This is a genomic window from Dactylosporangium sucinum, assembly GCF_014647515.1.
GTDB lineage: Bacteria > Actinomycetota > Actinomycetes > Mycobacteriales > Micromonosporaceae > Dactylosporangium > Dactylosporangium sucinum.
Genome location: NZ_BMPI01000014.1, coordinates 170,534 through 190,909, shown reverse-complemented (window position 1 = coordinate 190,909; position 20,376 = coordinate 170,534). Strand labels below are relative to the sequence as shown.

Below are 20,376 nucleotides of genomic sequence, written 5' to 3'. Positions count from 1 at the left end.
GATGGCGCTGGCGCTACCCGGCGGCCCGGGCGCTAAACCGTGACGCCGAAGCCCCGCCGGGCCAGCCGCAGCATCACCTGGCCGGGTGCCGTCAGCTCCATGAGCTTGGCGGTGCAGGCCTGGTCCAGCCGGCCCAGGACCGCCTCGGTGGTGCCGTCTCGGCGGGCCCGGTCGAGCACGGCCGCGTTGCGCCACACCTTCGCCCGTGCCTCGCGCAGGACCCGCTTCGTCGCGGCCCGGTTGAGCGGCCCGAGCAGCCGGTCCCGCCGGCGCACCGTCGACACCGAGCGCATCTGGACGTCCTCGGCACCGACCCGGTTGAGCAGCACCGCGTCGACGTGCCGGTGGTCGGCCTCCCGCCGGCGCAGCGCCGCCGGATCGTCGAACTCCGCGGAGGAGATCACGGCGACGAGCGACTGCGGCAGGTCGTAGTTGATGTGCGCGTTCATCCCGAGCAGCACGTGCCGCAGCGGCGGCAGGCCGGGCCGGTCGCGGGCGGTGTCGAACGCGACCCGCCACGGCCCCGGCACCGGGGCACCGGCGAGGCGGGCGTCGAACGCGTCGAGATACAGCTCGGCGAACACCACGTCCCACCGCTCGAGCCACGGCCCGTCGGCGAACCCGCCCCGGTCGATCTCCGCGGCGACCGCCAGGGTGGTGCGCAGATACGTCTCGTGGAAGAATCGGCGTGCGTCGCCCGCGTCGAGGCGTCCGAGCGAGTGCTCCATCCGCCGGACGATCCGCGCGACGCTCTCCTCCATCCCGTCATCGTAGTGGGGCCACGCCATGCGCAGATTCATCGTCACGGGCGCGCCCGGGGCCGGCAAGACATCGATCGTCGGCGCGCTCACCGGCGTCACGACCGTCGCCGAGGCGGCGACCGACGTCATCGCCGCCGAGCAGGCGCGCGGCGTCGCCGAGCCGTGGACCGACCCCGGCTTCGCCGACCGGGTGGTGGGCCTGCAGCGCCGCCGCCAGCTCGCCGCGACGGGGCCGGTCCAGGTGTACGACCGCTCGCCGCTGTGCACCCTCGCCCTGGCGGTCTACAGTGGACTGTCCCCGTCGGACCTGCTGCTGGCCGAGGTCGACCGGGCCGCCTCGATCTACGACCGGCGGGTGCTGCTGGTGCGCCCGATCGGCTTCGTCACCCCGACCGCGGCCCGGCGCATCTCCTACGCGGACTCGCTGCACTTCGAGCACGTGCATCGGCAGGTGTACCGCGAGCGGGGCTACGAGCTGGTCGAGGTGCCGGCCGGGCCGGCGGCCGAGCGGGTGGCGCTCGTCGCCGGATACCTCGCGGCCTGGACGTTGACCCGGATCGAGTAGAGCGAGCTCGACGCGCAGATGTAGAGGTCGTTGCGGCGCGGCCCGCCGAAGGTGAAGTTGGCGACGACCTCCGGCACCAGCAGCTTGCCGATCAGCGTGCCGTCGGGGTCGAAGCAGTGCAGCCCGTCGTGGGCGGCGACCCACACCCGGCCGCCGTCGTCGAGGCGAACGCCGTCGAAGCTGCCGTTGTCGCAGGTGCCGAAGACCTCGCCGCCGCTGAGCGCACCGCCGGCGCCGACGTCGAAGCGGCGCAGGTGCTTGCGTCGGGTGTCCACGATGTACAACTGGCGCTCATCGGCACTGAACGCGAGCCCGTTGGGGCGCTCGAAGTCGTCGGCGACCACGCGGACCTCGCCGGTGGCCGGGTCGAGCCGGTAGACGTGGCAGGCGCCGATCTCGCTCGGGGCCTGGTAGCCCTCGTAGTCGGTGTCGATGCCGTAGGACGGGTCGGTGAACCACAGCGAGCCGTCGCTGTGCTCGACGATGTCGTTGGGGCTGTTGAACCGCTTCCCGTCGATCCGCTCGGCGAGCACGGTCACCGAGCCGTCGTGCTCGGTGCGGGTCACCCGCCGGGTGCCGTGCTCGCAGCTGACCAGCCGCCCGGCCCGGTCGACGGTGTGGCCGTTGGCGTAGTTCGACGGCTGCCGGAAGACGCCGACGGCGCCGGTGAGCTCGTCGTAGCGCAGCATGCGGTCGTTCGGGATGTCGCTGAAGACGAGATACCGCCCCGCGGCGAAATACGCCGGCCCCTCGGTCCACCGCCCGCCGGTCCACAGCCGCTCGACCCACTCGTCGCCGTTGCAGCGCTGGAACCGCTCGTCGAGCACCTCGAACCTGGCCTTGACCCGATCCATCCCGCCTCCCATTCGCCTCGACGGTACCGCGTCCATGATCGATGGCGAGTGCTGGTCGCCATGGCAGCCGGAACGCTCCATCGATCATGAGCCTCGCTCCGGGACTGCGGCGGCACCGCCGCGCAGAGCGCTGCGGGCCGGCTAGGTGACGTTGCGGGTCTGGAACGCCGCGCGGATCAGCTCGCCGAGCACCTCCTCGTCGACGTCGGCGAGGCGCTTGACGTAGACGCAACCCTTGCCGGTCGTGTGGCTGCCGAGCCGGGCGCGCAGCGACTCGTCGTCCGGCAGGTAGTACAGCACCAGCGCCGCCTTGCGGGGGGAGAAGCCGATCGCCGGGGTGTCACCCTCGCGGCCCGACTCGTAGCGGTAATGGTGTGAGCCGAACCCGATGATCGAGCCGCTCCACAGGGCCGGCGGGGCGCCCGTGACCTCGGCGGCCAGCTCACACAGTCGTTCGGCGTCGGCCCGGCGCTGGGCGTCGGGCACCGTGGCCAGGAAGGCGGTCACGTCGCTGTCGTCAGCCATGACCGACACCGTACCGTGCCGAACGAGCGGCATAAGGTGGACGAATGGCCGAGATCGTGCAGAACGCCGAGGCGCTGGAGCTGCTGGACGAGCTGACCGTGATGACCGGCCGGGCGGACCCCTATCCGCGGTACGCGCGGCTGCGGGAGATCTCCCCGGTCGTGCGGGCCGCGGACGGCGCGCTCGTGGTGACCGGCTACGCCGACTGCAGCACGGTCGTGCGCGACCCGCGCTTCGCCCACCTGCCGGCCGACATGCTCGCGTTCATCGGGCTGCCCGACTGGCGCGACCACCCGGCCCTGCTGCAGCTGTTCACCAGCCTGCTCACGCTCAACCCGCCGGACCACACGCGGCTGCGCCGGCTGGTCGGCTCGGCCTTCACCGCCCGCCGGGTCCAGGCGCTGCGGCCGGCGATCGAGCGCATGGTCGCCGACCTGTGCGAGGGGCTGCAGGGCGAGGCCGACTTCGTCGACGCGTTCGCCTTCCCGCTGCCCGTCGGCGTGATCGGCGAGCTGCTCGGCGTGCCGGCCGGGGACCGGGCCCAGTTCCAGTCGCTCGTGCGCGACTGGACCCAGGTCCTCGAGGTGATCACCCCGGAGGTGCTGCGCACCGCCGACCCGGCCGCCGCCACGATCCGTGCGTACCTCGCCGACCTGGTCGAGCGGCGCCGCCGCGAGCCGGCCGACGACCTGCTCACCGCGCTGGTCCAGGCGCAGGCGGCCGACGACCGGCTCACCGACGACGAGGTGCTCAGCAACGCCGCGCTGCTGTTCGCCGCCGGGTTCGAGACGACGACCAACCTGCTCGCCAACGGCCTGTCCGCGCTGTTCGCGCACCCGTCGCAGGCGTTCGGGGACCCGGCGGCCGCCGTCGAGGAGCTGCTGCGGTACGACAGCCCGGTGCAGATCGCGACGCGGGTCGTGACCGAGCTGGTCGAGCTCGGTGGCATCCCGGTCGAGGCGGGGGAGCGGGTGGTGGCGTACCTCGGCGCCGGCAACCGCGACCCCCGGCGCTTCCCCGACCCGGACGAGCTGCGCCTGGACCGGCCGGACAACGCGCCGCTGTCGTTCGGCGGCGGCATCCACTACTGCCTCGGCGCGCCCCTGGCCCGGCTGGAGGCGCAGATCGCGTTCCCGGCCCTGCTGGGCCGCTTCCCGGCGCTGGCCCCCGCCGGCCCGGGCGAGCGCCGCGACAGCCTCAGCCTCAAGGGCTTCACGTCCCTGCCGGTCCGCACCGGCTAGGGTGGGTCCCGTGTGGAGCGTGGCGATCCTCGGCCCCGGCGGCGTCGGCGGCCTGCTCGGCGGGGTGCTGGCCCGGGCCGGCCACCGCGTGGTCGTGCTGGCCCGCCCGGAGACGGCCCAGGCGCTGGAGCGCGACGGCCTGACCGTCCACAGTGTCCAGTTCGGCGACTTCACGGTCCCGCTGCGGACCCGGCTGTCCGGTCCGCCCGACCTGACCGTGGTGGCGACCAAGGCGACGGCCCTGCCGGGCGCCCTCGACCCCGTCGCCCCCGGCGGCCTGATCCTGCCCCTGCTCAACGGCGTCGACCACATGGCGCTGCTGCGGTCCCGCTTTCCGGCCGAGGACGTGGTGGCCGGCTCGATCCGCGTCGAGTCGACCCGCGTGGCGCCGGGCCGCATCGAGCACACCAGCCCGTTCTCCGCGATCGAGCTGGGCAGCGACGTGGTGGCCCCGGCCCGCGTCGAGGCCCTGGCCGAGGTGCTGCGCGGGGCCGGCTTCGAGGTGACGGTCCGCCCGGGCGAGGCCCACGTGCTGTGGGACAAGCTGGCCCTGCTGGCGCCCATGGCCCTGCTCACGACCGCCGCCCGGGCCACGGTCGGCGAGGCCCGCACGGCCCGCCGTGCCGACCTGGAGGCGGTGGTGCGCGAGGTGGCCGCGGTGGCCCGCGCGAGCGGCGCGAGCACCGACCCGGCCCGCATCCTGACCGTGATCGACGGCATCCCGGCGGGGATGAAGTCGTCGATGCTCCGCGACGCCGAGGCCGGCCGCCCGCTGGAGCTGGACGCGATCGGCGGTTCGGTGATCCGCGCGGGCGCCCGCCTCGGCGTCCCCACGCCCGTGACGGAGCGCGTGGTGGCGCAGCTCCGCGAGCCGCCAGTCACAACGAGCGCTTGAAGCCCACGTGCGTGGCGGTGCGCGTCCGTCCGGGCCGCGTCCGAGGTCAGCTGCACCAGGGCCGCGCCGCGGCGGCGGGACTCCTCGACGGCCCAGCGCAGCAGCGTCTCGCCGAGGCCCGCGCCCCGCATCGACGCGGCCACCCGCACCGCCTCGACCTGGGCCCGCAGGGCGCCGCGGCGGGCCAGGCCGGGGATGAACGTCAGCTGCAGCGTGCCGACCACGTCGCCGTCCGATTCGGCCACCACCAGCAGCTGGGCCGGGTCGGCGGCCAGCGCGTCGAAGGCGGCGAGATAGGGCGCCGGGTCGTCGGGGGACTCGCGGGTCGCGCCCAGGGCGTCATCGGCCAGCAGGGCTATGATCCGCGGCACGTCCGACCGGGTCGCCTGCCGGATGCTCACCACGGTTGTCCACTGTAGCCAACGCCCCCGCCAGGCCCGCCGTCACCAGCAGGGACGCCGTCGCCATGACGGCCATCGCGACGCCCGGTGCGAGCAGTTGGGCGACCGCGCCGGCCAGCGTCGCGCCGACCGCCTGCATGGTCAGCATGCCCGAGCTGTGCAGGCCCAGGGCCTGGCCGAGCAGCGCCGGGCCGGTCAGCGCGACGAGCCGCTCCTGCAGCAGCAGGCTCGCGCAGTAGCCGGCCGAGGCGACCGCGACCACGCCGGCCGCGAGCCACAGCGGCGGGTGGGCGGCGAACGCGAGGTAGGGCAGCGCGAGCAGCACCAGCGCCGGGACCGCCAGCGCGCGGCGCCGCGACGGCGGCAGGTACCGGCCGGCCAGCGCGTCGCCGGCCAGCATGCCCAGGGCGGCGGTCACGAAGAGCACGCTCGCGCCCTCCGGGGCGTACGGGATGAACAGCGCCTCGCAGCCGACGATCAGGCCGTTGGGGATCCAGAGCCCGAGGTACACCACGCGGCGGGCCGGCGACGACCACAGCGCGCGGTTGCCGCGCCAGGTCTCGCGTACGGACGCCCGGCCCTCGGCGCGCGGCGGGCGGGCGCTCAGGCCGAACCGCGCGACGACCGCCGCGACCAGGCTCATCCCGGCCCCGGCGAGCAGCGCGCCGCGCGGCGACACGGCCGCGACGAAGACGCCGCCGAGCGCGAACCCGGCGATCTGGCTGGCCCCGACCGACATGTTCAGCAGCGAGCGGCCCAGCAGGTAGCCGCCGGGCGGGAGGATCTCGGCGAGCAGGCCGTACCGCACGCCGCCGCCGACCGAGTTCACCAGGCCCTGGCCGAGCACCACGGCGAAGGCCGCGGCGACCGGCAGGCCCGGCGCGGCCAGCAGCGCCGTGGTCAGCGCCGTGAACAGGGCCAGGCCGGTGAGCGTGGCGCGGGGCGGCAGGCGGTCGGCTGCGGACAGCACCGTCGCCGCGCCGACGACCTGGGCGAACGACGAGCCGAACAGGCTCAGCGCGGCGAGCAGGGGCGAGCCGGTCGCGGCGAAGACCAGGGTGCCGAGTGCCGTGCCGCTCAGCGTCGCCGCCGCGACCTGGGCGGACACGGTACCGAAGAGGGCGGTGAACTCGGCGGTCGCGAACAGTTCGCGGTACGTGCGCATGGCGGGCAGTCTGCGATCGGGGCGGGCCCGGCCGGTACAGTTTCGCGTGGAGGCGAAACATCGTGGGACTGTGGCGGATCAGCACCGACGTCCTGGCCGGCAGCCGGTTCGTCGTGTCGCCGCTGGCCGAGACGGTGGCGAGCCTGGCCGCGTTCGGCGGGCAGCACGCCACGTCGGCGGCCCAGCGCGAGTGGCTGCGCGAGCACGGCCCGGCGCTGCGGGCCCGGTGGGGCGACGACCCGTTCGCGCTGCCGTTCCTGCACGCCGCGATCCGCCCCGGCTGGATCGCCGACTTCCTGGTCAAGCCGCCGCTGGACGACGCGCCGGCGTTCGCGGACGAGCTCGCCCGGCTGGCCGCCACGACCGACGCCGACGCGCTCGCGCACGTCACCGAGGAGTACGACCGGCCGGTGCCCGCCGTGCTGCGCGAGCCGGGCCTGGTCGAGCGGGCCGCCGCCGTCATCGCCTGGACCTGGGAGCACACGCTCGCCGGCGACTGGCCGCGCCGCCGCCGGGTCCTGCAGGCCGACGTGGTCGCCCGCACCGAGCGGCTCAGCAGCGGCGGGTGGGCGGCCGTGCTCGACGGCCTGCGGCCCGGCATGCGCTGGCTCGGCGACGGCCGGCTCCAGGTCAACACCTACGACTACCCGCCGCGCACGGTCACCGGTGGCCGCCTGCTGTTCATTCCGACCACCGCGCCGCGCGGCTGGGTGGCCTGGGAGGAGCCGGGCGACACGCACGCGCTGGTGTACCCGTGCCGCGGCTGGCTGGCCGAGACCACCACCCGCGCGACGGCGCCCCTGGCCCGCCTGCTCGGCCCGGTGCGCGCCGAGATCCTGGTCCTGCTCCTCGACGCCCCGAAGAGCACCACCCAGCTGGTCGCCCTGACCGGCCACGGCCTGGGCTCGGTCGGCGGCCACCTCCGCGTCCTGCACGACGCCGGCCTGGTCCAGCGCCGCCGCGCGGGCCGCTCGGTGCTGTACTTCCGCACCCGCCTGGGCGCCGACCTGGCCGCACCGCAGTAACCGCCCACCCCGGGTCAGGCGTCGTCGACGCCCGGGCGCAGGTACACCGCGGAGGCCGGGTGGGTGAAGCGGTGGAAGCTCACCGTGATGCTGACGTCCAGCGCGCGGACCCAGTGCCACCAGCCCACGGGGATGAACAGGGCCTCGCCCGGCTCCAGGACCGCCTCCAGGACGGTCGCGTCGGCGTAGTCGGGGAAGCGGCCGAGATCCGGGGACGAGGCGTCGACGTGGCTGAAGGTGCCGCCCCTCGGGTAGACGCGGTGGCGGTCCCACGACGGTACCAACCGGACGTGTTTGCGGCCCACCACCTGGCACAGCAGGATGTTCATGTTGTCGTGGTGCAGCGGCGTCACCGTCCCCGCCGGGCCGAGCAGCAGCGTCATGTCCTCCGCCGCCACGTCGGCCGGCACCAGGCCGGCCGGCGGGAGCACCTCGGCGCGCATCGCGGCCAGGCCCGGACGCTGCCAGGCCTCGTTGCGGGGGACCAGGTAGTAGTCGTTGGTCCGCCCGCCCGTCTCGACCATCGTCAGGTAGTCGCCGAAGGGCATCGTGGTGCGGTGCGCGTCGTAGCGCCAGCCGTGCTCGGCGTCGGCGTCGCGGCCGGTCATCACCTCGACCGGGACGGTGCCGAAGCGCTCGCGCAGGCCGGCGAGGGTCCACCGGCGGGCCGGCCAGTCGTCCGTCAGGCCCCGCAGGACGACCGGCCGGTGGCCGAAGTAGTACCGCTCGAAGAACTCGCCGGAGGCCAGGCTGTGCCGCCGTTCCAGGACCGGTCCGCCGTCGGCCGCGCGCAGCTCGCCGTAGGTCTCCAGCAGCGCCTCGGCCCAGCCGTAGGACTCGGCGAGCGACCGGCAGGCACGGAGGTACGGGTGCGCCAGCGCGGCCTCGATCTCGGCCCGCGCCGCGGCGGCGTCCACGCCGGCGTCGAGCAGGACGTCCGTCAGGGTTTCCGGCGGTACCCCGAGCGCCAGGTTCCGGGCGACCCACTCCTGCCACTCGGCCGCCACGGCCGGCGCGGTGGCCGTCACCGCGTACCCTGCAACGGCGGCGGGCTCGGGCGGCGCGGCGGACGGGCCGCCAACCGGAAGCAGTCGACGTAGTTGCTCTTCACGTGCGGCGGGATCGAGTCGGGTTCCTCGGCGGCGGCCGGGCGCGGTGACGTCGGGTTCATGACTGCAGGCTGGGCCGGGGCGCGTGCAACCTACGTGCAGGCGACGTGCGTGGCCGGTGTTCGCGAGGAGGGGCGTGGAGTTCCGGATCCTGGGTCCGCTCGAGGTGGTGGCGAGCGGGCAGCCCGTGCTCCTCGGCGGCCCCAAGCCGCGGGCCGTGCTCGCCGCGCTGCTGCTCGACGCCGGGCGCGTGGTCACCGTCGACCGGCTCGTCGGCGCCGTCTGGGGCGAGGAGCCGCCGCCGAGCGCCCGCAACGCCCTGCAGACGTACCTGTCCCGGCTGCGCCGGGCGCTCGGCGCGGCCACGCTGCGCCACCACCACGGCGGGTACGAGCTCGTCGCCCCGCCGGCGCAGATCGACGCCCGCCGGTTCGAGGCGGCGGTCGGCGAGGCCCGGGCGCTGCTCGCCGCCGGCGACCCCGCCGCGGCGCTGCGCACGGCCACCGGCGCGCTCGCGCTGTGGCGCGGGCCGGCGCTGCTCGACGTCGCCGGGGAGCTGTTCGCCCAGGCCGAGATCGCTCGGCTCACCGAGCTGCGCGCGGTCGCGGCCGACCTGCGGGTCGAGTGCCTGCTCGCCGCCGGCTCGACGGCCGAGGCGGTGGCGGGCGCGGCCGAGCTGGTCGCCGCCGACCCGGTGCGGGAGCGCAGCCGCGGGCAGCTGATGCTCGCGCTGTACCGCGCGGGCCGCCAGACGGAGGCCCTGGCCACCTACCGGGAGCTGCGGGAGCTGCTCGCCGAGCGGTTCGGCCTGGACCCCGGCGAGGACCTCGACGCCCTGGCCCAGTCGATCCTGCGCCAGGACCCGGCCCTGGCCCCGGCCGTCCCGGGCCCGGCCGACCGGCGTGATCCGTGGGTGCCGGACACCCGGCTGCCGGCGGCGCTCGACCGGTTCGTCGGGCGGGAGCGGGAGCTGGCCGAGGTGCGGGACCTCCTCGCCCGGCACCGGCTCGTCACCCTCACCGGGCCCGGCGGGGCCGGCAAGACTCGGCTCGCCGTCGAGGTGTGCCGGGTCGCCGGGAGCCCCGTCCGGGTGGCCGAGCTGGCCGGGATCGACGACGACGCGCTGCTCGAACCGGCGCTCGCGCACGCGTTCGGGCTCGCCGTCGACACCGGGCCGGGCGGGATCGCGGCCGTCGCCGGCGACGCCGAGCTCGTGCTGCTGCTCGACAACGGTGAGCAGCTGGCCGGGGCGCTCGCGGTACTGGTGCCGAAGCTCCTCGCCGAGCTGCCCGGGCTGCGGGTGCTGGTGACCAGCCGGCTGCCGCTGTCGGTGGCGGGGGAGCGGCGGTACCCGGTGCCACCGCTCGACCCCGCGACGGACGCGGTCGAGCTGTTCGTCGACCGGGCCGCCGCCGTGCTGCCCGGGTGGGCGTGCGACGGCGCCGAGCGGGCCGTGGTCGCCGACGTCTGCGCCCGGCTCGACGGGCTGCCGCTCGCCGTGGAGCTGGCCGCCGCGCAGCTCGTCGCGCTGTCCCCGGCGCAGATCCGCGACCGGCTCGACGACCCGGGCACGCTGCGCAGCGCCCGGCGGGACGTCCCCGACCGGCACCGCAGCCTGGACAACGCGATCGACGTCACCTACCGGCTGCTCGACGCGCCGCAGCGGGACCTCTTCGGGCGGCTCAGCGTGTTCGCCGGGCCGTTCGACCTCGACGCCGCCGAGGCCGTCGCCGGCGGCGGGGACGTGCTCGCGCCGCTGACCGCGCTCATCGCCGGCTCGCTGGTGACGCCGCTGCCGGCCACGTCGCCGCGGCGCTACCGCATGCTGCAGACGCTCCGGCAGTACGCCATGCGCCGGATGCCACCCGCGAACCTCCGCGACGCCCAGCACCGCCACCTCGACCGGGCCGTGGCCCTCGCCGCGACCGCCGACCGCGAGCTGCGCGGCCCCGACGCCCGGCACTGGTTCGCCACGCTCACCGCCGAGCAGGACAACCTCCGCGCCGCCCTCGCCTTCGCGTCCGGCGGCGCCGACCCCGCCGCGGGGCTGCGCCTCGCCGCCGACCTGGCCTGGTTCTGGTACCGCGGCGGCCACATCGGCGAGGGCCTGCGCTGGCTCGGCCTCGGGCTGGCCGCGGGCGGCGCCGCCGACGACCGGGCTCGCGCGCATACGGGCATGGCCTGCCTGCACTACCTCGCCGGGGACCTGGCCGCGAGCGGTGCCGCGATCACCGCCGCCGTCGACCTGGCCGAGACCCCCGCGACCGCGGCCCGCGCCGCCGCCTACTACACGCTGTTGCTCGGCCTGCGCGGCGAGGTCGCGGCGGGCGTCGCCGCCGGCCGGGACGCCCAGGCCCGCGCGCTCGCCACCGGCGAGGGCTGGTTGCTCGCCGAGGCCCTCATCAGCGTCGCCCAGGTCACCTGGGCGTCCGGCGACCCGGCGGCGGCGGCCGTGGTGCTCGACTCCGCGGTCGCGGCGGCGACGGCGAGCGGGTTCGCGTGGGCGTCCGGCTCGGCCCGCTGGATGCACGCCCAGCTGGCCGTGGCGACGGGCAGGTTCCCGGAGGCGTACGAGCTGGCGTCCCGCGCCGTCCGCGACCTCGACGAGCAGGACGACGTGACCGGCTGGCTCGCCGCGGCGTTCCTGCTCGCCGCCACGCTGACCCTGACCGGCCGCCCCGGGCCCGGGGCCACGCTGCTCGGCGCGGTGGAGGCGCTCGGCGGCCGGGTCGGGTACGCGCCCGAGCGGATGGACCCGGTCAACGGCCCACGCCTGGCCGGGATCGTGCGGACGGGACTGCCGGCGCAGGAGTTCGCGGCCGCGCACGCCCGCGGCGCCGCGATGACCCGCGACGAGGTCCGCTCAGCCCTCCTGCCCGAGCCCGGGCAGTAGGCGCAGGCCGGCCGGCCCGGCCTGCCACGGCTCGTCCTGGTCGATGGCCGCCAAGTCCGTGCCGGATACCCGCCCGGCGGGCGGTGAACCGTGGCCGCCGCGGGCATAAGCTCGGGCGGTGGACTTCTCGCTGGACGGCCGCGGGGCGGCGGAGACGGTCGGGGTGACGATCGTGGCGGACGACGACCCGGCCGTCGTCCGGGTCGCCGGCCGCCTGGTCTTCGACACGCTCGGCCCACTCACCGTGGCGATCGACGCCCTGCGGGCCGCTTCCGCGACCCGCCTGGTCCTGGACCTGTCCGGCGTCCCGATCTGCGACTCCAGCGCCCTGAGCCTGTTCACGCGCACGCACCGCGACCTGACCGCGGCGGGCGGCTGGCTGCGGCTGGCGGGCACCCGGCCGCTGGTCGACAAGGTCCTGGAGGTCACCGACCTCGACCGCCTGCTGCCCCGCTACGACGCCGTGGAGGCCGCCCTGGCGCCCTGACCCGCCACCCAGGGGGCCTTCAGCGGGCGCGGTCGACGACGATGCTGAACTGGTCGATGCCGCGGATCAGGGCCGCCAGCTGGGCGAAGTCGACCGGCTTGCGGAAGTAGAACTCGGTCGGCACGCCGAAGTCGCGCAGCAGCTGCTCCTCCAGCGGGGAGCTGGTGAGGACCACGACGGTCAGGTCGGCCAGTCGGGGGTTGCCGAGCACCCGGTCGAGGACCACGCGGCCGTCGACGCCGGGCAGGTTGAGGTCGAGCAGCAGGATGTCGGGCGTCGGCGCGTCGGGGTGGGCGCCGCGGCGCTCCAGGAACTCGATCGCCTCCAGGCCGTCGCGCAGGACCGTGACCGGGTTGCGCATCCGGTGCTCGCGGAACTCGTCGAGCGTGTAGGCGATGTCGCCTTCGTCGTCCTCGACGAGGAGGATCCGGGCGAGGTCGAACCCAGGTGTCATGTCCGCCCCGTTCTGTGCCGCCGTGCCCCTCAGGGGACCATATCCGACGCCGAGCTGATCACCACCAGCCCTGGCGCTCGGCCCGTCAGTCATGGCGGCGCCTGTCGTGCCAGGTCGGTTCGCCCGGCGCGAGTGAGGCCAGGTCCGCGGCGGCGCCGTTACGGTCACGCCGTGCGCATCGAATCGGTCCTCGGCAACCTCGACGATCCGCGCTGGCGGGGCACCGGTGCGCCCGCCCGGACCGACGTGCTGCGGCTGGAGCAGTGGGAGACCCGGCAGCCGCACGTCAGCAAGGTCACCGACGGTGGCGTCACAGTCACCGTCTCCCTGCCGCCGGGCACCCGCCTGCACGACGGTGACGTGCTGTGGTGCGACCCGGACGGCACGTCGGTCATCGTCGCCCGGCTCGACCTCGGCGAGATCATGATCGTGGATCTGCCCCGGCCCGACCCGGTCGCCGCCGACTCGGCGATCCGCATCGCCCTGGAGCTCGGCCACGCCCTCGGCCACCGGCACTGGCCGGCCGTCGTCAAGGGCGACCAGGTCTTCGTCCCCGTCGTCCCCGGCCGCGACGTCATGGACGCGCTGATGCGGGCCGGCCGGTTCGCGATGATCGCGTACCGCTACCTGCCCGGCGCCGAGGTCGTCCCGTACCTGGCCCCGCACGAGGCGCGCCGGCTGTTCGGCGACGCTACGGGCGCGGCGACCGGATGAGCAGGGTCGCCTCGACGGGGGTGTCGCCGACCGTGCCGTAGACGTGCGGGACGTCGGCCGGCCAGGAGACGTGCTCGCCCGGCCCGGCCAGCAGCGGCGCGTCGGCCGGCCCGGCCCGCAGCACTCCCGCGTGGACGGTCGCGTGCTCGGTGACGCCCGGCGCGTGCGGCGGCGAGTGCTGCACGACGCCCGGGTGCACCCGCATCCGCAGCAGCTCGAACGTCACGCCCGGCTCGTCGAACACCTCCAGCAGGGTCGCCTCGACGGCGGCGCCGCGCACGCCGGCCGCCTCGGCCGCCGGTGCGCCGGGCTCCAGCACGAGGGCGGTCAGCGGCACCCCCAGCGCCCCCGCGACGGCATAGAGCGTCTCGAGCGTCGGGTTGCGGGTGCCGAGCTCCAGGCCGGACAGGGTGGCCTTGCCGATGCCGGCGCTGCGGGCCAGCGCCGACAGGGAGATGCCGCGCGCCTCCCGCAGCCGGCGCAGGCGGCGACCGACCGCTGCTTCCACCGGCCCATGGTGCCATGCTACGGTCCGTTCCGTTTACGGAACGGCTTCCAGGGGGATGGCATGCGGACCCAGGCGATCGTGTCCGGGCTGGTCAGCGCGGTGGTCGGGTACGCCAGCTCGTTCACCGTCGTGCTCGCCGGCCTGCGGGCCGTCGGGGCCACCCCCGCCCAGGCCGCGTCCGGGCTGCTCGCGCTCTGCGTGGGGATCGGGGTCGTGGCGATCGGGCTGGGGCTGCGGTACCGCATGCCGATCAGCATCGCGTGGTCCACCCCCGGCGCCGCCCTGCTCGCCGCGACGGGCCCGGTGCCGGGCGGCTTCCCGGCGGCGGTGGGCGCGTTCGCCGTGTGCGCCGCCCTGATGGTCCTCGCCGGCCTGTCACCGTGGCTGTCGCGGGCGATCGCCGCCATCCCGCGCCCGATCGCCGGGGCGATGCTGGCGGGCGTCATCCTGAGCCTCTGCACGGCCCCGGTCCGCGCCGTCGTCGACCTGCCCATGCTGGCCGGGCCGGTGATCCTGACGTGGGCGGTGCTCCTGCGGTACCGCCGGCAGTGGGCCGTCCCGGGCGCCCTGCTCGCCGCCGTGGTGGGCATCGCGGCGCGGGGCGTCGGCGACCTGGGCCCGCTGCGCCCGTCGGTGTCGTTCGTGGTCCCGACGCTGAACCCGTCGGTGCTGGTGAGCATCGCCGTGCCGCTGTTCCTGGTGACCATGGCGGCGCAGAACGTGCCCGGGATGGCGGTCCTGGCGACGTACGGCTACCAGCCGCCGCTGCGCCCCCTCCTCGTCACCACCGGCCTGGCGAGCGCGGCCGCGGCCCCGTTCGGCGGGCACGCCCTGAACCTGGCCGCGATCACGGCCGCCCTGACCGCCGGCCCGGAGACCCACCCCGACCCGCGCCGCCGCTGGATCGCGACGGTCTCGCTCGGCGCCGGCCAGCTCACGCTCGGCCTGGGCGCCGGGCTGGCGATGGCCCTGGTGCTGCTCTCCCCGCCGGTCCTGGTGATCGCCGTGGCCGGCCTGGCGCTGCTGCCGGCGCTGGCCTCGGCCCTGGCGGGCGCGGTGACCGAGCCGGAGGGCCGGGAGGCGGCGGTCGTGACCTTCGTAGTGACGGCCTCAGGGACGACGATCCTCGGCATCGGCCCGGCGTTCTGGGGCCTCCTCGCCGGCGCCCTGACGGCGCTGCTGCTGTGGCGCCGCCGCCGGCACCCGTCCCGGCGGAACCGGCCGCCGACGAACCGGCACCCGCGCACTGACGGGTCAGGACGGCAACGGCGGCGCCTCCACCGAGAGCGCGGCGGCGAGGTCCAGCACCCGGCGCGGCGTCACGCACCGCCGGGCCACCGCGGCCGCGTCCAGCCGGCCCCCGCGGGCCTGGAACAGCACCTGCGCCGCCGGGTGCCGGCGCAGCTGCTCGGGCGAGCTACCGCCGGCCGCCCGGATCGCCGCCGCGGCCAGCGCCGGGAACAGCGACCGCAGGTGCTCGGCCCACGCCGCCACCGCCGCCAGCCACTCGCGCGCCGGCACCGACGGGGTCGGCGCGGCGCGGGCCAGCGCCCGCTCCAGGTCCGGCCAGGCCAGATCCAGCCAGGGCCGGGTCCGCAGCACGGGCAGCTGCCAGTCCCGCCGGACGGCCGCCCAGTGGTCGGCCGCGGCCGGCACGGCGTACAGGGTGCGGTCGGGCAGGCTGAGCGCGGTCAGGTTCCAGCCGTGGCAGGCGCCCGTGTCGAGGCCGAAGACCCGGCCGTCCCGGACCAGCGGCTCGGGGCCGGCGACGTGATGGCCGAAGACGACCGGCTTGGCGTCGCTGTAGTGGTCGTGCCAGTGCCCGCCGGGGAACCGGGCGGCGAGCTCGCGCGCACCGCTCGTCGACCCGCACAGCAGCTCCTCCGGCTGCCCGGCGAGCGGCACCCCCGGCACCAGGGCCGCGTGGACCACCCGGACGTGCTCGTTCTCGAAGAAGTACGGCAGGGTGCGCATCCAGCCGACGGCGTCCGCGTAGTCGCCGCCGAGCTGGAGCCGGGTGACCTCCTGCGCGTACGAGAGGATGCCCCGCACGTGCTTGCGCTCGTGGTTGCCCATGACGGCCACCGAGTTGGGCCGCTCGCGGAAGAGCCGGACCACCGCGCCCGGTGCGGGACCGCGGTCGACCAGGTCGCCGACGCTCACGAGCAGGTCCTCCGGGCGCAGGCCGGCGCGCCGCAGCAGCGCGGTGAGCTCGTCGTGGCAGCCGTGGATGTCGCCGACGACGACGGTGCGGGCCATCCGGCGACCGTAGGCGGGCCCGCGCCGGGACGGCAACGCGGTTTTCAGCGGGCGCTGATGAGGTTCGCGTAGTCGGCCGTCGTGAGGGGCTCCGACGTGAGGGAGCCGTCGGCCCGGGGGACCTCCAAGGGCCTGCCGTCCTGCAGGAACCGCACGTTGGCGACGTCGTCGCGGGAGGCCAGCGTGCACACGATCTGGCCGTAGGCGAGGACCTCGTCGTTGCGGATCGTGGTGTCGCCGACCGTCACGACGGCGGTGCCGCCGTCGAGGGCCGCGCCGATGATGAGGTCGGTGCCCTCCAGGGCGCTGCCGAAGCCGTTGTTGCGCTCCTGCTCGGTCGGGCCGGCGAGGAGGTCGTTCAGCTGCTGGTCGAGGGAGGCGGGGCGGCCGATGCGGCGTTCGACGCCGATCAGCCGGCCGTCGCGCACGAGGTACAGCTTCTCCACCACCGAACCCGGCGGGAGGCTCGCCGGCGCGGTCGGCGTCTCCGGGCTGCCGATCGTCACCGGCGGGTCGATCGTGCGCGGGGTGCGGTCGGCGGGGACCCCGCAGCCGCCGAGCAGCAGCCCGGCGACGAGCGCCGCCATCGCGAGGCGCCGCGCCGCGGGGCGCCTCACCGCACGTCCGGCAGTTCGACGCGGAAGCGGGCGCCGCCGCCCGGGCGGTCCAGGACGCGGACCTTCCCGCCGTGCACGCCGACGTGCTGGGCGACCAGCGACAGGCCGAGGCCGGTGCCGTCGTCGCGGCCGCGGGCGCCGGCCGAGCGGCCCCGCACGAAGCGGTCGAAGATCACCGTCCGGTCGGCCGGCCTGACGCCCGGGCCCTCGTCGTCGACCTCGATGATCCCGCAGCGGCGGTCCTCGACCAGGCGCACCGCGACCGGCCCGCCGCCGTGGGTCACCGCGTTGTCGAGCAGGTTGACCAGCACCTGCTCGATCCGCCGCCGGTCGACCGTCCACTCCAGGCCGGCGCGGGCCTGCACGATCGACGGCGGCAGCCCGCGGGCCTCCACCACCCGGTGCGCGAGCGCGGCCATGTCGGTCGGGGCGAGCTGCACCGGCTGGTCGCCGCGCGACAGCTCCAGCAGGTCGTCGACGAGCGACTGGAACCGGCCGATCTCGTCGACGACCAGCCCGGCCGCGGTCGCCGTGCGCTCGTCGAGCTGGTCGCGGCGGCGGTGCAGGACGCTCGCCGACGCCGCCAGGGTCTGCAGCGGCGAGCGCAGCTCGTGGCTCACGTCGGCGGCGAAGCGCCGGTCGCGCTCGATGCGCCGGGCCAGCTGCTCGACCATCTCGTTGAACGACGTGGTGAGCCGCTCCAGGTCGGGGTCGGTCGCCGGGTCGAGCCGCGCGGTGAGGTCGCCGGCGGTGATGCCCTGCGCCGCGTCGGCGACCGAACGCAGCGGCCGCAGCACGTAGCGCGTCGCATACCAGCCCAGCCCGGCCCCCGCCGCGGCGACGGCGGCCGCCACCAGCGTGAGCACCCAGCCGAGGACCCGCAGCGTCTGGTCCAGCTCGCGCAGGTAGTCGATCTCGTACAGCGCCGTCGTCGGCGTGAGCGGCAGCCCCACGACCACGGCCGGCACCCCGTCGATGCGCACCCGCTGGATCGCCTGTTCGCCGGCGGTCACCAGGCGCTGCAGCTCGGCCGGCACGGCGATCGCGCCCGGGTCGGCCCCGCGCGCGTACCAGCCGCCGTCGCGGTGCACCAGCGCCCGCCGGTTGCCGCCGGTGTCGAGCGTCTGCAGCATGCCGACGATGTCCGGGTGGTCGGTCTTGAGCCCGGCGGTGATGACCCGGGCGTCGAAGGTGGCGGCGCGGATCGTCGAGCGCTCCCGGCCGGACAGCAGGTTGGTCCGGGTCACCTGGTACGACACCAGGGCCATCGACGCCGACAGCGCCAGAGCGCCGGCCGCGAAGCCGGCGATCACCCGCGTGCGAAGCCCGGCGACCCTCATTTCTGCAGCTTGTAGCCCATGCCGCGGACCGTCACGAGGTATCGCGGCGCCCGCGAGTCGTCCTCGATCTTCTGCCGCAGCCGGCCCACGTGGACGTCGACGAGCCGCTCGTCGCCGATCTCGTACTCCCACACCCGCTGCAGCAGCTGCTGCCGCGACAGCACCAGCCCCGGGTGCTCGGCCAGCTCGCACAGCAGCCGGAACTCGGTGCGGGTCAGCGCCACCGGCTCGCCGCGCAGCCGCACCTCGCCCGCCTCGGGCAGGATCTCCAGGTCGCCGAACGCCATCGTGGACACCGGCGCGAGCAGGGTGCGCCCGCGGCGGCGCAGCGCCCGCAGCCGGGCCGACAGCTCCTTCACCGCGACCGGCTTCACCAGGTAGTCGTCGGCGCCGGCCTCCAGCGCGGCGACGATGTCGTGGGTGTCGTCGCGGGCGGACACCACCACGATCGGCACGTCGTCCTCGCGGCGCAGCTGCCGGATGCACTCGAACCCGTCGGCGCCGGGCAGCATGAGGTCGACCAGCACCGTGTCGGCCGGCTCCTCGCGCTGCGCCACGAGGCCCTCCTCGGCGCTCGCGGCGCCGCGCACCGCGTAGCCCTCGTCCTCCAGTGCGAGCACCAGCGAGAGCCGGATCCGGTCGTCGTCCTCGATCACCAGCACCCCGGGCATAACCGCATCATGCCGTCCCGCCCCCTTGATCGACCAATCCAAAAGTCTTGTCATGAAACCGTCATACTTCCGGGAAACTTCCGCCACATGCCCGGCGAACGCTGGAGGACATGCGCAGCGAGACGGTCCGCCCGGCGGCGCCCACGGTCGAGATCATCGTCACCGAGGAGCTGGATGCCGCGACGGTACCGCGGATCGCCGCACTTCTCCACGACGCCGTGGACCTGCACCCGACCCACCTGCGCATCGACCTGGCCCAGTGCCCGTTCGTCGACGCGGCCGCGATCGGCATGCTCCTCGACGTTCACCGCCGCGTGTGGTCCGAGGGCGGCCGGCTGACCCTGCGCAACCCGTCGCCGCGGGTGCGCCGCACGCTGGAGCTGGCCCGGGTCGACCACGTCCTGCAGGTGGAGTGATCGACAGAGGGGACCCATCGCCCATGACAGCATCGACGACCATCGACGGAACCGACTTCGGCCTGGTGTGCGACACGTGCGGCCAGACGGTGACCGGCCTCGGCGCCACCATGCACAACTGGGACCTGGTGTGGAGCCTCTTCAGCCGGCACGGCTGGACCGGCACCCGCCTGGCCACCGGCCCGCACAGCTGCGGGCGCTGCTCCCGGGTCCCCCTCGCCGCCGCGGGCGCGGCGATCCCGGCCCAGCCGACCGGCGCCCTGGACTCGTTCGACGACCGCGTCTCCCTCCGCACGGAGCGGGGCGTCGCGGTGCTGTCGCTGACCGGCGACCTGACCGCGTCGGCCCACGACGCCCTGCACGCGGCCCTGGCCGGGGCCGCCCGCCGCCCGCCGCACCTGGTGATCGACCTGTCCGGGGCCGAGAGCCTGGACACCTCGACGCTCGGCGTCCTGGTGGCCGCCCGCCACCGGGCCGCACGGGACGGCGGCCACGCGTGCCTGGCGGGCATGTCGCCGGGCGTGCGCCGCATCCTGCACACGCTGTGCCTGCAGCACCTGTTCGCCGAGTTCGCCGCGCCCGAGGCGGCGCTGTCCTGGCTGCACGGGGAGCCCGTCGTCGCCTCCCGGTAGGGCAGACTGTGGGGCGTGGGGTACACGACCGAGTTCACGGGGCGGGTCACCGTCGTGCCGCCGCTCGGCCCGGACACCGTCCAGCGGCTGGCCGGCTGGGCCGGGACCAGGCACGAGGACCCCGGGCTGCCCGGCCACTGGTGCCACTGGGTCGCCTTCGACGACGGCGCGACGATCGGGTGGGACGGCGCGGAGAAGTTCTACGCCGCCGAGCTGTGGCTCGCGCACGTCATCGAGCACCTGCTGCCGCCCGGCCACGTGGTCGACGGCACCATCGAGGCCGAGGGCGAGGAGCCCGGCGACGAGTGGCGCATCGAGGTGCGCGACAACGTCGTCCACGTGGTCCAGCGGACCGTCGAGCCCGAGTATGACGAGGTCGACCCGGCCGACATCGAGGACTGGGGCGAGCGGCAGTGGGCCGCCTACGCGGCGAAGACCCGCCACGACGTCGTCTACGTGATCCGCGACGGCGCCCGCCACGAGGTCGACGGGATCGGCTGACGGGCGGTACGGTCACCGGCGATGACCACCCTTGGCAGATTGGGGGTCCCGTTCGCAATCCGTGCGTGCTGATGCGCTCCGACTTCGCGAACGGCGAGACCCGACTCCTGTGCTGGCAGCGCGTGCGCGAGTATGCCGTGCCGCCCGCAATGATCGAATCCGCGACCGCCCGCCGTGCCGCGGGCGACTGGGCGGGGGCGTGACCTCTGGGACGCCGACCGCGCCCCGGAGCTGCGCGAGCGCGCCGGCACCGGCCCGCCGCCGGGCGCTCCGGCCGATCTCGCGGGTCCGACCCGGACCACGTCCCCGATGCCCCGCCGGCGTGGGCCCGGGTGGTCCGGAT

General features: G+C 75.8%; 23 protein-coding genes and 2 pseudogenes. 12 read left to right on the top strand and 13 right to left on the bottom strand.

The window, feature by feature from the left end; genetic code table 11:
• Positions 1 to 32 precede the first annotated feature (32 nt).
• A complete protein-coding gene (locus tag IEZ31_RS17030) occupies positions 33 to 761 on the bottom strand; it encodes a DUF5995 family protein (protein WP_190250832.1) in 729 nt (242 codons plus the stop codon).
• Between the two features lie 25 nt (positions 762 to 786).
• On the opposite strand from IEZ31_RS17030, the gene IEZ31_RS17025 reads away from it, so the two are divergent.
• Entirely contained in the window at positions 787 to 1,326 is a 540-nt protein-coding gene (locus tag IEZ31_RS17025) for an AAA family ATPase (RefSeq protein ID WP_190250831.1), read from the top strand.
• Here IEZ31_RS17025 and IEZ31_RS17020 read toward each other — a convergent pair.
• Together IEZ31_RS17020 and IEZ31_RS17015 are read right to left on the bottom strand one after the other, a co-directional pair.
• A complete protein-coding gene (locus IEZ31_RS17020) occupies positions 1,230 to 2,180 on the bottom strand; it encodes an SMP-30/gluconolactonase/LRE family protein (RefSeq protein WP_190250830.1) in 951 nt (316 codons plus the stop codon). The genes IEZ31_RS17025 and IEZ31_RS17020 overlap by 97 nt on opposite strands.
• Before the next feature lie 141 nt (positions 2,181 to 2,321).
• The gene (locus IEZ31_RS17015; protein WP_190250829.1) at positions 2,322 to 2,705 is read right to left on the bottom strand and encodes a DUF1801 domain-containing protein; all 384 of its coding nucleotides are present in this window, start codon (positions 2,703 to 2,705) and stop codon (positions 2,322 to 2,324) included.
• Positions 2,706 to 2,749: 44 nt separating this feature from the next.
• Between IEZ31_RS17015 and IEZ31_RS17010 the strand changes: the two genes are divergently transcribed.
• Together IEZ31_RS17010 and IEZ31_RS17005 are read left to right on the top strand one after the other, a co-directional pair.
• On the top strand, positions 2,750 to 3,946 hold the full coding sequence (locus tag IEZ31_RS17010) for a cytochrome P450 (protein ID WP_190250828.1): 1,197 nt from the start codon (positions 2,750 to 2,752) through the stop codon (positions 3,944 to 3,946).
• A 10-nt stretch (positions 3,947 to 3,956) separates the two neighbouring features.
• Positions 3,957 to 4,841 carry a ketopantoate reductase family protein gene (locus tag IEZ31_RS17005; protein WP_229835267.1) on the top strand — a complete coding sequence of 295 codons (885 nt, stop codon included), beginning with the start codon at positions 3,957 to 3,959 and terminating at the stop codon, positions 4,839 to 4,841.
• A 26-nt stretch (positions 4,842 to 4,867) separates the two neighbouring features.
• Here the strand turns inward: IEZ31_RS17005 and IEZ31_RS17000 are convergent.
• Together IEZ31_RS17000 and IEZ31_RS16995 are read right to left on the bottom strand one after the other, a co-directional pair.
• A pseudogene (locus IEZ31_RS17000) lies at positions 4,868 to 5,212 on the bottom strand (GNAT family N-acetyltransferase); the annotation flags it as partial.
• Entirely contained in the window at positions 5,181 to 6,407 is a 1,227-nt protein-coding gene (locus tag IEZ31_RS16995) for an MFS transporter (RefSeq protein ID WP_190250827.1), read from the bottom strand. The gene IEZ31_RS16995 and the pseudogene IEZ31_RS17000, both read right to left, overlap by 32 nt.
• A 62-nt stretch (positions 6,408 to 6,469) precedes the next feature.
• On the opposite strand from IEZ31_RS16995, the gene IEZ31_RS16990 reads away from it, so the two are divergent.
• Entirely contained in the window at positions 6,470 to 7,432 is a 963-nt protein-coding gene (locus IEZ31_RS16990; protein ID WP_190250826.1) for an ArsR/SmtB family transcription factor, read from the top strand.
• A gap of 14 nt (positions 7,433 to 7,446) precedes the next feature.
• On the opposite strand, the gene IEZ31_RS16985 is transcribed toward IEZ31_RS16990, so the two are convergent.
• The gene (locus IEZ31_RS16985) at positions 7,447 to 8,460 is read right to left on the bottom strand and encodes a cupin-like domain-containing protein (protein WP_190250825.1); all 1,014 of its coding nucleotides are present in this window, start codon (positions 8,458 to 8,460) and stop codon (positions 7,447 to 7,449) included.
• Entirely contained in the window at positions 8,457 to 8,603 is a 147-nt protein-coding gene (locus tag IEZ31_RS16980) for a hypothetical protein (RefSeq protein ID WP_190250824.1), read from the bottom strand. Before IEZ31_RS16980 ends, IEZ31_RS16985 begins: the two co-directional genes overlap by 4 nt.
• 74 nt (positions 8,604 to 8,677) lie before the next feature.
• Here IEZ31_RS16980 and IEZ31_RS16975 point away from each other — a divergent pair, with 74 nt between their 5' ends.
• Together IEZ31_RS16975 and IEZ31_RS16970 are read left to right on the top strand one after the other, a co-directional pair.
• Complete coding sequence (locus tag IEZ31_RS16975) at positions 8,678 to 11,434, top strand: AfsR/SARP family transcriptional regulator (protein WP_190250823.1); 2,757 nt, start codon at positions 8,678 to 8,680, stop codon at positions 11,432 to 11,434.
• A gap of 118 nt (positions 11,435 to 11,552) precedes the next feature.
• Positions 11,553 to 11,921: an STAS domain-containing protein gene (locus IEZ31_RS16970; protein ID WP_190250822.1), complete on the top strand. Its 369-nt coding sequence runs from the start codon at positions 11,553 to 11,555 to the stop codon at positions 11,919 to 11,921.
• 19 nt (positions 11,922 to 11,940) lie between these two features.
• Here the strand turns inward: IEZ31_RS16970 and IEZ31_RS16965 are convergent, their stop codons facing one another.
• Positions 11,941 to 12,375, bottom strand: a complete 435-nt coding sequence (locus IEZ31_RS16965; RefSeq protein WP_190250821.1) for a response regulator — start codon at positions 12,373 to 12,375, stop codon at positions 11,941 to 11,943.
• A 171-nt stretch (positions 12,376 to 12,546) separates the two neighbouring features.
• Here IEZ31_RS16965 and IEZ31_RS16960 point away from each other — a divergent pair, with 171 nt between their 5' ends.
• On the top strand, positions 12,547 to 13,089 hold the full coding sequence (locus tag IEZ31_RS16960; protein ID WP_190250820.1) for an urease accessory protein UreE: 543 nt from the start codon (positions 12,547 to 12,549) through the stop codon (positions 13,087 to 13,089).
• Here IEZ31_RS16960 and IEZ31_RS16955 read toward each other — a convergent pair.
• Complete coding sequence (locus IEZ31_RS16955; protein ID WP_190250819.1) at positions 13,067 to 13,597, bottom strand: helix-turn-helix domain-containing protein; 531 nt, start codon at positions 13,595 to 13,597, stop codon at positions 13,067 to 13,069. The two genes, IEZ31_RS16960 and IEZ31_RS16955, sit on opposite strands and share 23 nt — an antisense overlap.
• Positions 13,598 to 13,603: 6 nt before the next feature.
• Between IEZ31_RS16955 and IEZ31_RS16950 the strand changes: the two are divergent.
• Positions 13,604 to 14,719, top strand: a pseudogene (locus tag IEZ31_RS16950) (benzoate/H(+) symporter BenE family transporter); the annotation flags it as partial.
• Positions 14,720 to 14,851: 132 nt separating this feature from the next.
• Here the strand turns inward: IEZ31_RS16950 and IEZ31_RS16945 are convergent.
• The 4 genes from IEZ31_RS16945 to IEZ31_RS16930 are packed head-to-tail and all read right to left on the bottom strand — an operon-like array spanning position 14,852 to position 18,484.
• The gene (locus IEZ31_RS16945) at positions 14,852 to 15,856 is read right to left on the bottom strand and encodes a metallophosphoesterase family protein (RefSeq protein WP_190250818.1); all 1,005 of its coding nucleotides are present in this window, start codon (positions 15,854 to 15,856) and stop codon (positions 14,852 to 14,854) included.
• Between the two features lie 44 nt (positions 15,857 to 15,900).
• Positions 15,901 to 16,443, bottom strand: a complete 543-nt coding sequence (locus tag IEZ31_RS16940; RefSeq protein WP_190250860.1) for a GerMN domain-containing protein — start codon at positions 16,441 to 16,443, stop codon at positions 15,901 to 15,903.
• 26 nt (positions 16,444 to 16,469) lie between these two features.
• Positions 16,470 to 17,813, bottom strand: a complete 1,344-nt coding sequence (locus IEZ31_RS16935) for a HAMP domain-containing sensor histidine kinase (RefSeq protein WP_190250817.1) — start codon at positions 17,811 to 17,813, stop codon at positions 16,470 to 16,472.
• Positions 17,810 to 18,484 carry a response regulator transcription factor gene (locus tag IEZ31_RS16930; RefSeq protein ID WP_190250816.1) on the bottom strand — a complete coding sequence of 225 codons (675 nt, stop codon included), beginning with the start codon at positions 18,482 to 18,484 and terminating at the stop codon, positions 17,810 to 17,812. Before IEZ31_RS16930 ends, IEZ31_RS16935 begins: the two co-directional genes overlap by 4 nt.
• A gap of 110 nt (positions 18,485 to 18,594) precedes the next feature.
• Between IEZ31_RS16930 and IEZ31_RS16925 the strand changes: the two genes are divergently transcribed.
• The 4 genes from IEZ31_RS16925 to IEZ31_RS16910 all read left to right on the top strand — a co-directional run bounded on the left by IEZ31_RS16925 (position 18,595) and on the right by IEZ31_RS16910 (position 20,236).
• On the top strand, positions 18,595 to 18,900 hold the full coding sequence (locus IEZ31_RS16925) for an STAS domain-containing protein (protein WP_190250815.1): 306 nt from the start codon (positions 18,595 to 18,597) through the stop codon (positions 18,898 to 18,900).
• Positions 18,901 to 18,923: 23 nt separating this feature from the next.
• Positions 18,924 to 19,532, top strand: coding sequence for an STAS domain-containing protein (locus tag IEZ31_RS16920; RefSeq protein WP_190250814.1), 609 nt, complete (start codon positions 18,924 to 18,926; stop codon positions 19,530 to 19,532).
• Positions 19,533 to 19,547: 15 nt separating this feature from the next.
• The gene (locus IEZ31_RS16915) at positions 19,548 to 20,033 is read left to right on the top strand and encodes a hypothetical protein (protein ID WP_190250813.1); all 486 of its coding nucleotides are present in this window, start codon (positions 19,548 to 19,550) and stop codon (positions 20,031 to 20,033) included.
• Positions 20,034 to 20,098: 65 nt separating this feature from the next.
• A complete protein-coding gene (locus IEZ31_RS16910; protein WP_190250863.1) occupies positions 20,099 to 20,236 on the top strand; it encodes a hypothetical protein in 138 nt (45 codons plus the stop codon).
• Positions 20,237 to 20,376: the final 140 nt, after the last annotated feature.

Bases quoted from the DNA above. Each gene is read 5' to 3' on its own strand.
- IEZ31_RS17030 (WP_190250832.1), bottom strand. From the start codon at position 761: ATGGAGGAGAGCGTCGCGCGGATCGTCCGGCGGATGGAGCACTCGCTC.
- IEZ31_RS17025 (WP_190250831.1), top strand. From the start codon at position 787: ATGCGCAGATTCATCGTCACGGGCGCGCCCGGGGCCGGCAAGACATCG.
- IEZ31_RS17020 (WP_190250830.1), bottom strand. From the start codon at position 2,180: ATGGATCGGGTCAAGGCCAGGTTCGAGGTGCTCGACGAGCGGTTCCAG.
- IEZ31_RS17015 (WP_190250829.1), bottom strand. From the start codon at position 2,705: ATGGCTGACGACAGCGACGTGACCGCCTTCCTGGCCACGGTGCCCGAC.
- IEZ31_RS17010 (WP_190250828.1), top strand. From the start codon at position 2,750: ATGGCCGAGATCGTGCAGAACGCCGAGGCGCTGGAGCTGCTGGACGAG.
- IEZ31_RS16995 (WP_190250827.1), bottom strand. From the start codon at position 6,407: ATGCGCACGTACCGCGAACTGTTCGCGACCGCCGAGTTCACCGCCCTC.
- IEZ31_RS16980 (WP_190250824.1), bottom strand. From the start codon at position 8,603: ATGAACCCGACGTCACCGCGCCCGGCCGCCGCCGAGGAACCCGACTCG.
- IEZ31_RS16965 (WP_190250821.1), bottom strand. From the start codon at position 12,375: ATGACACCTGGGTTCGACCTCGCCCGGATCCTCCTCGTCGAGGACGAC.
- IEZ31_RS16945 (WP_190250818.1), bottom strand. From the start codon at position 15,856: ATGGCCCGCACCGTCGTCGTCGGCGACATCCACGGCTGCCACGACGAG.
- IEZ31_RS16940 (WP_190250860.1), bottom strand. From the start codon at position 16,443: ATGGCGGCGCTCGTCGCCGGGCTGCTGCTCGGCGGCTGCGGGGTCCCC.
- IEZ31_RS16935 (WP_190250817.1), bottom strand. From the start codon at position 17,813: ATGAGGGTCGCCGGGCTTCGCACGCGGGTGATCGCCGGCTTCGCGGCC.
- IEZ31_RS16930 (WP_190250816.1), bottom strand. From the start codon at position 18,484: ATGCCCGGGGTGCTGGTGATCGAGGACGACGACCGGATCCGGCTCTCG.
- IEZ31_RS16925 (WP_190250815.1), top strand. From the start codon at position 18,595: ATGCGCAGCGAGACGGTCCGCCCGGCGGCGCCCACGGTCGAGATCATC.
- IEZ31_RS16920 (WP_190250814.1), top strand. From the start codon at position 18,924: ATGACAGCATCGACGACCATCGACGGAACCGACTTCGGCCTGGTGTGC.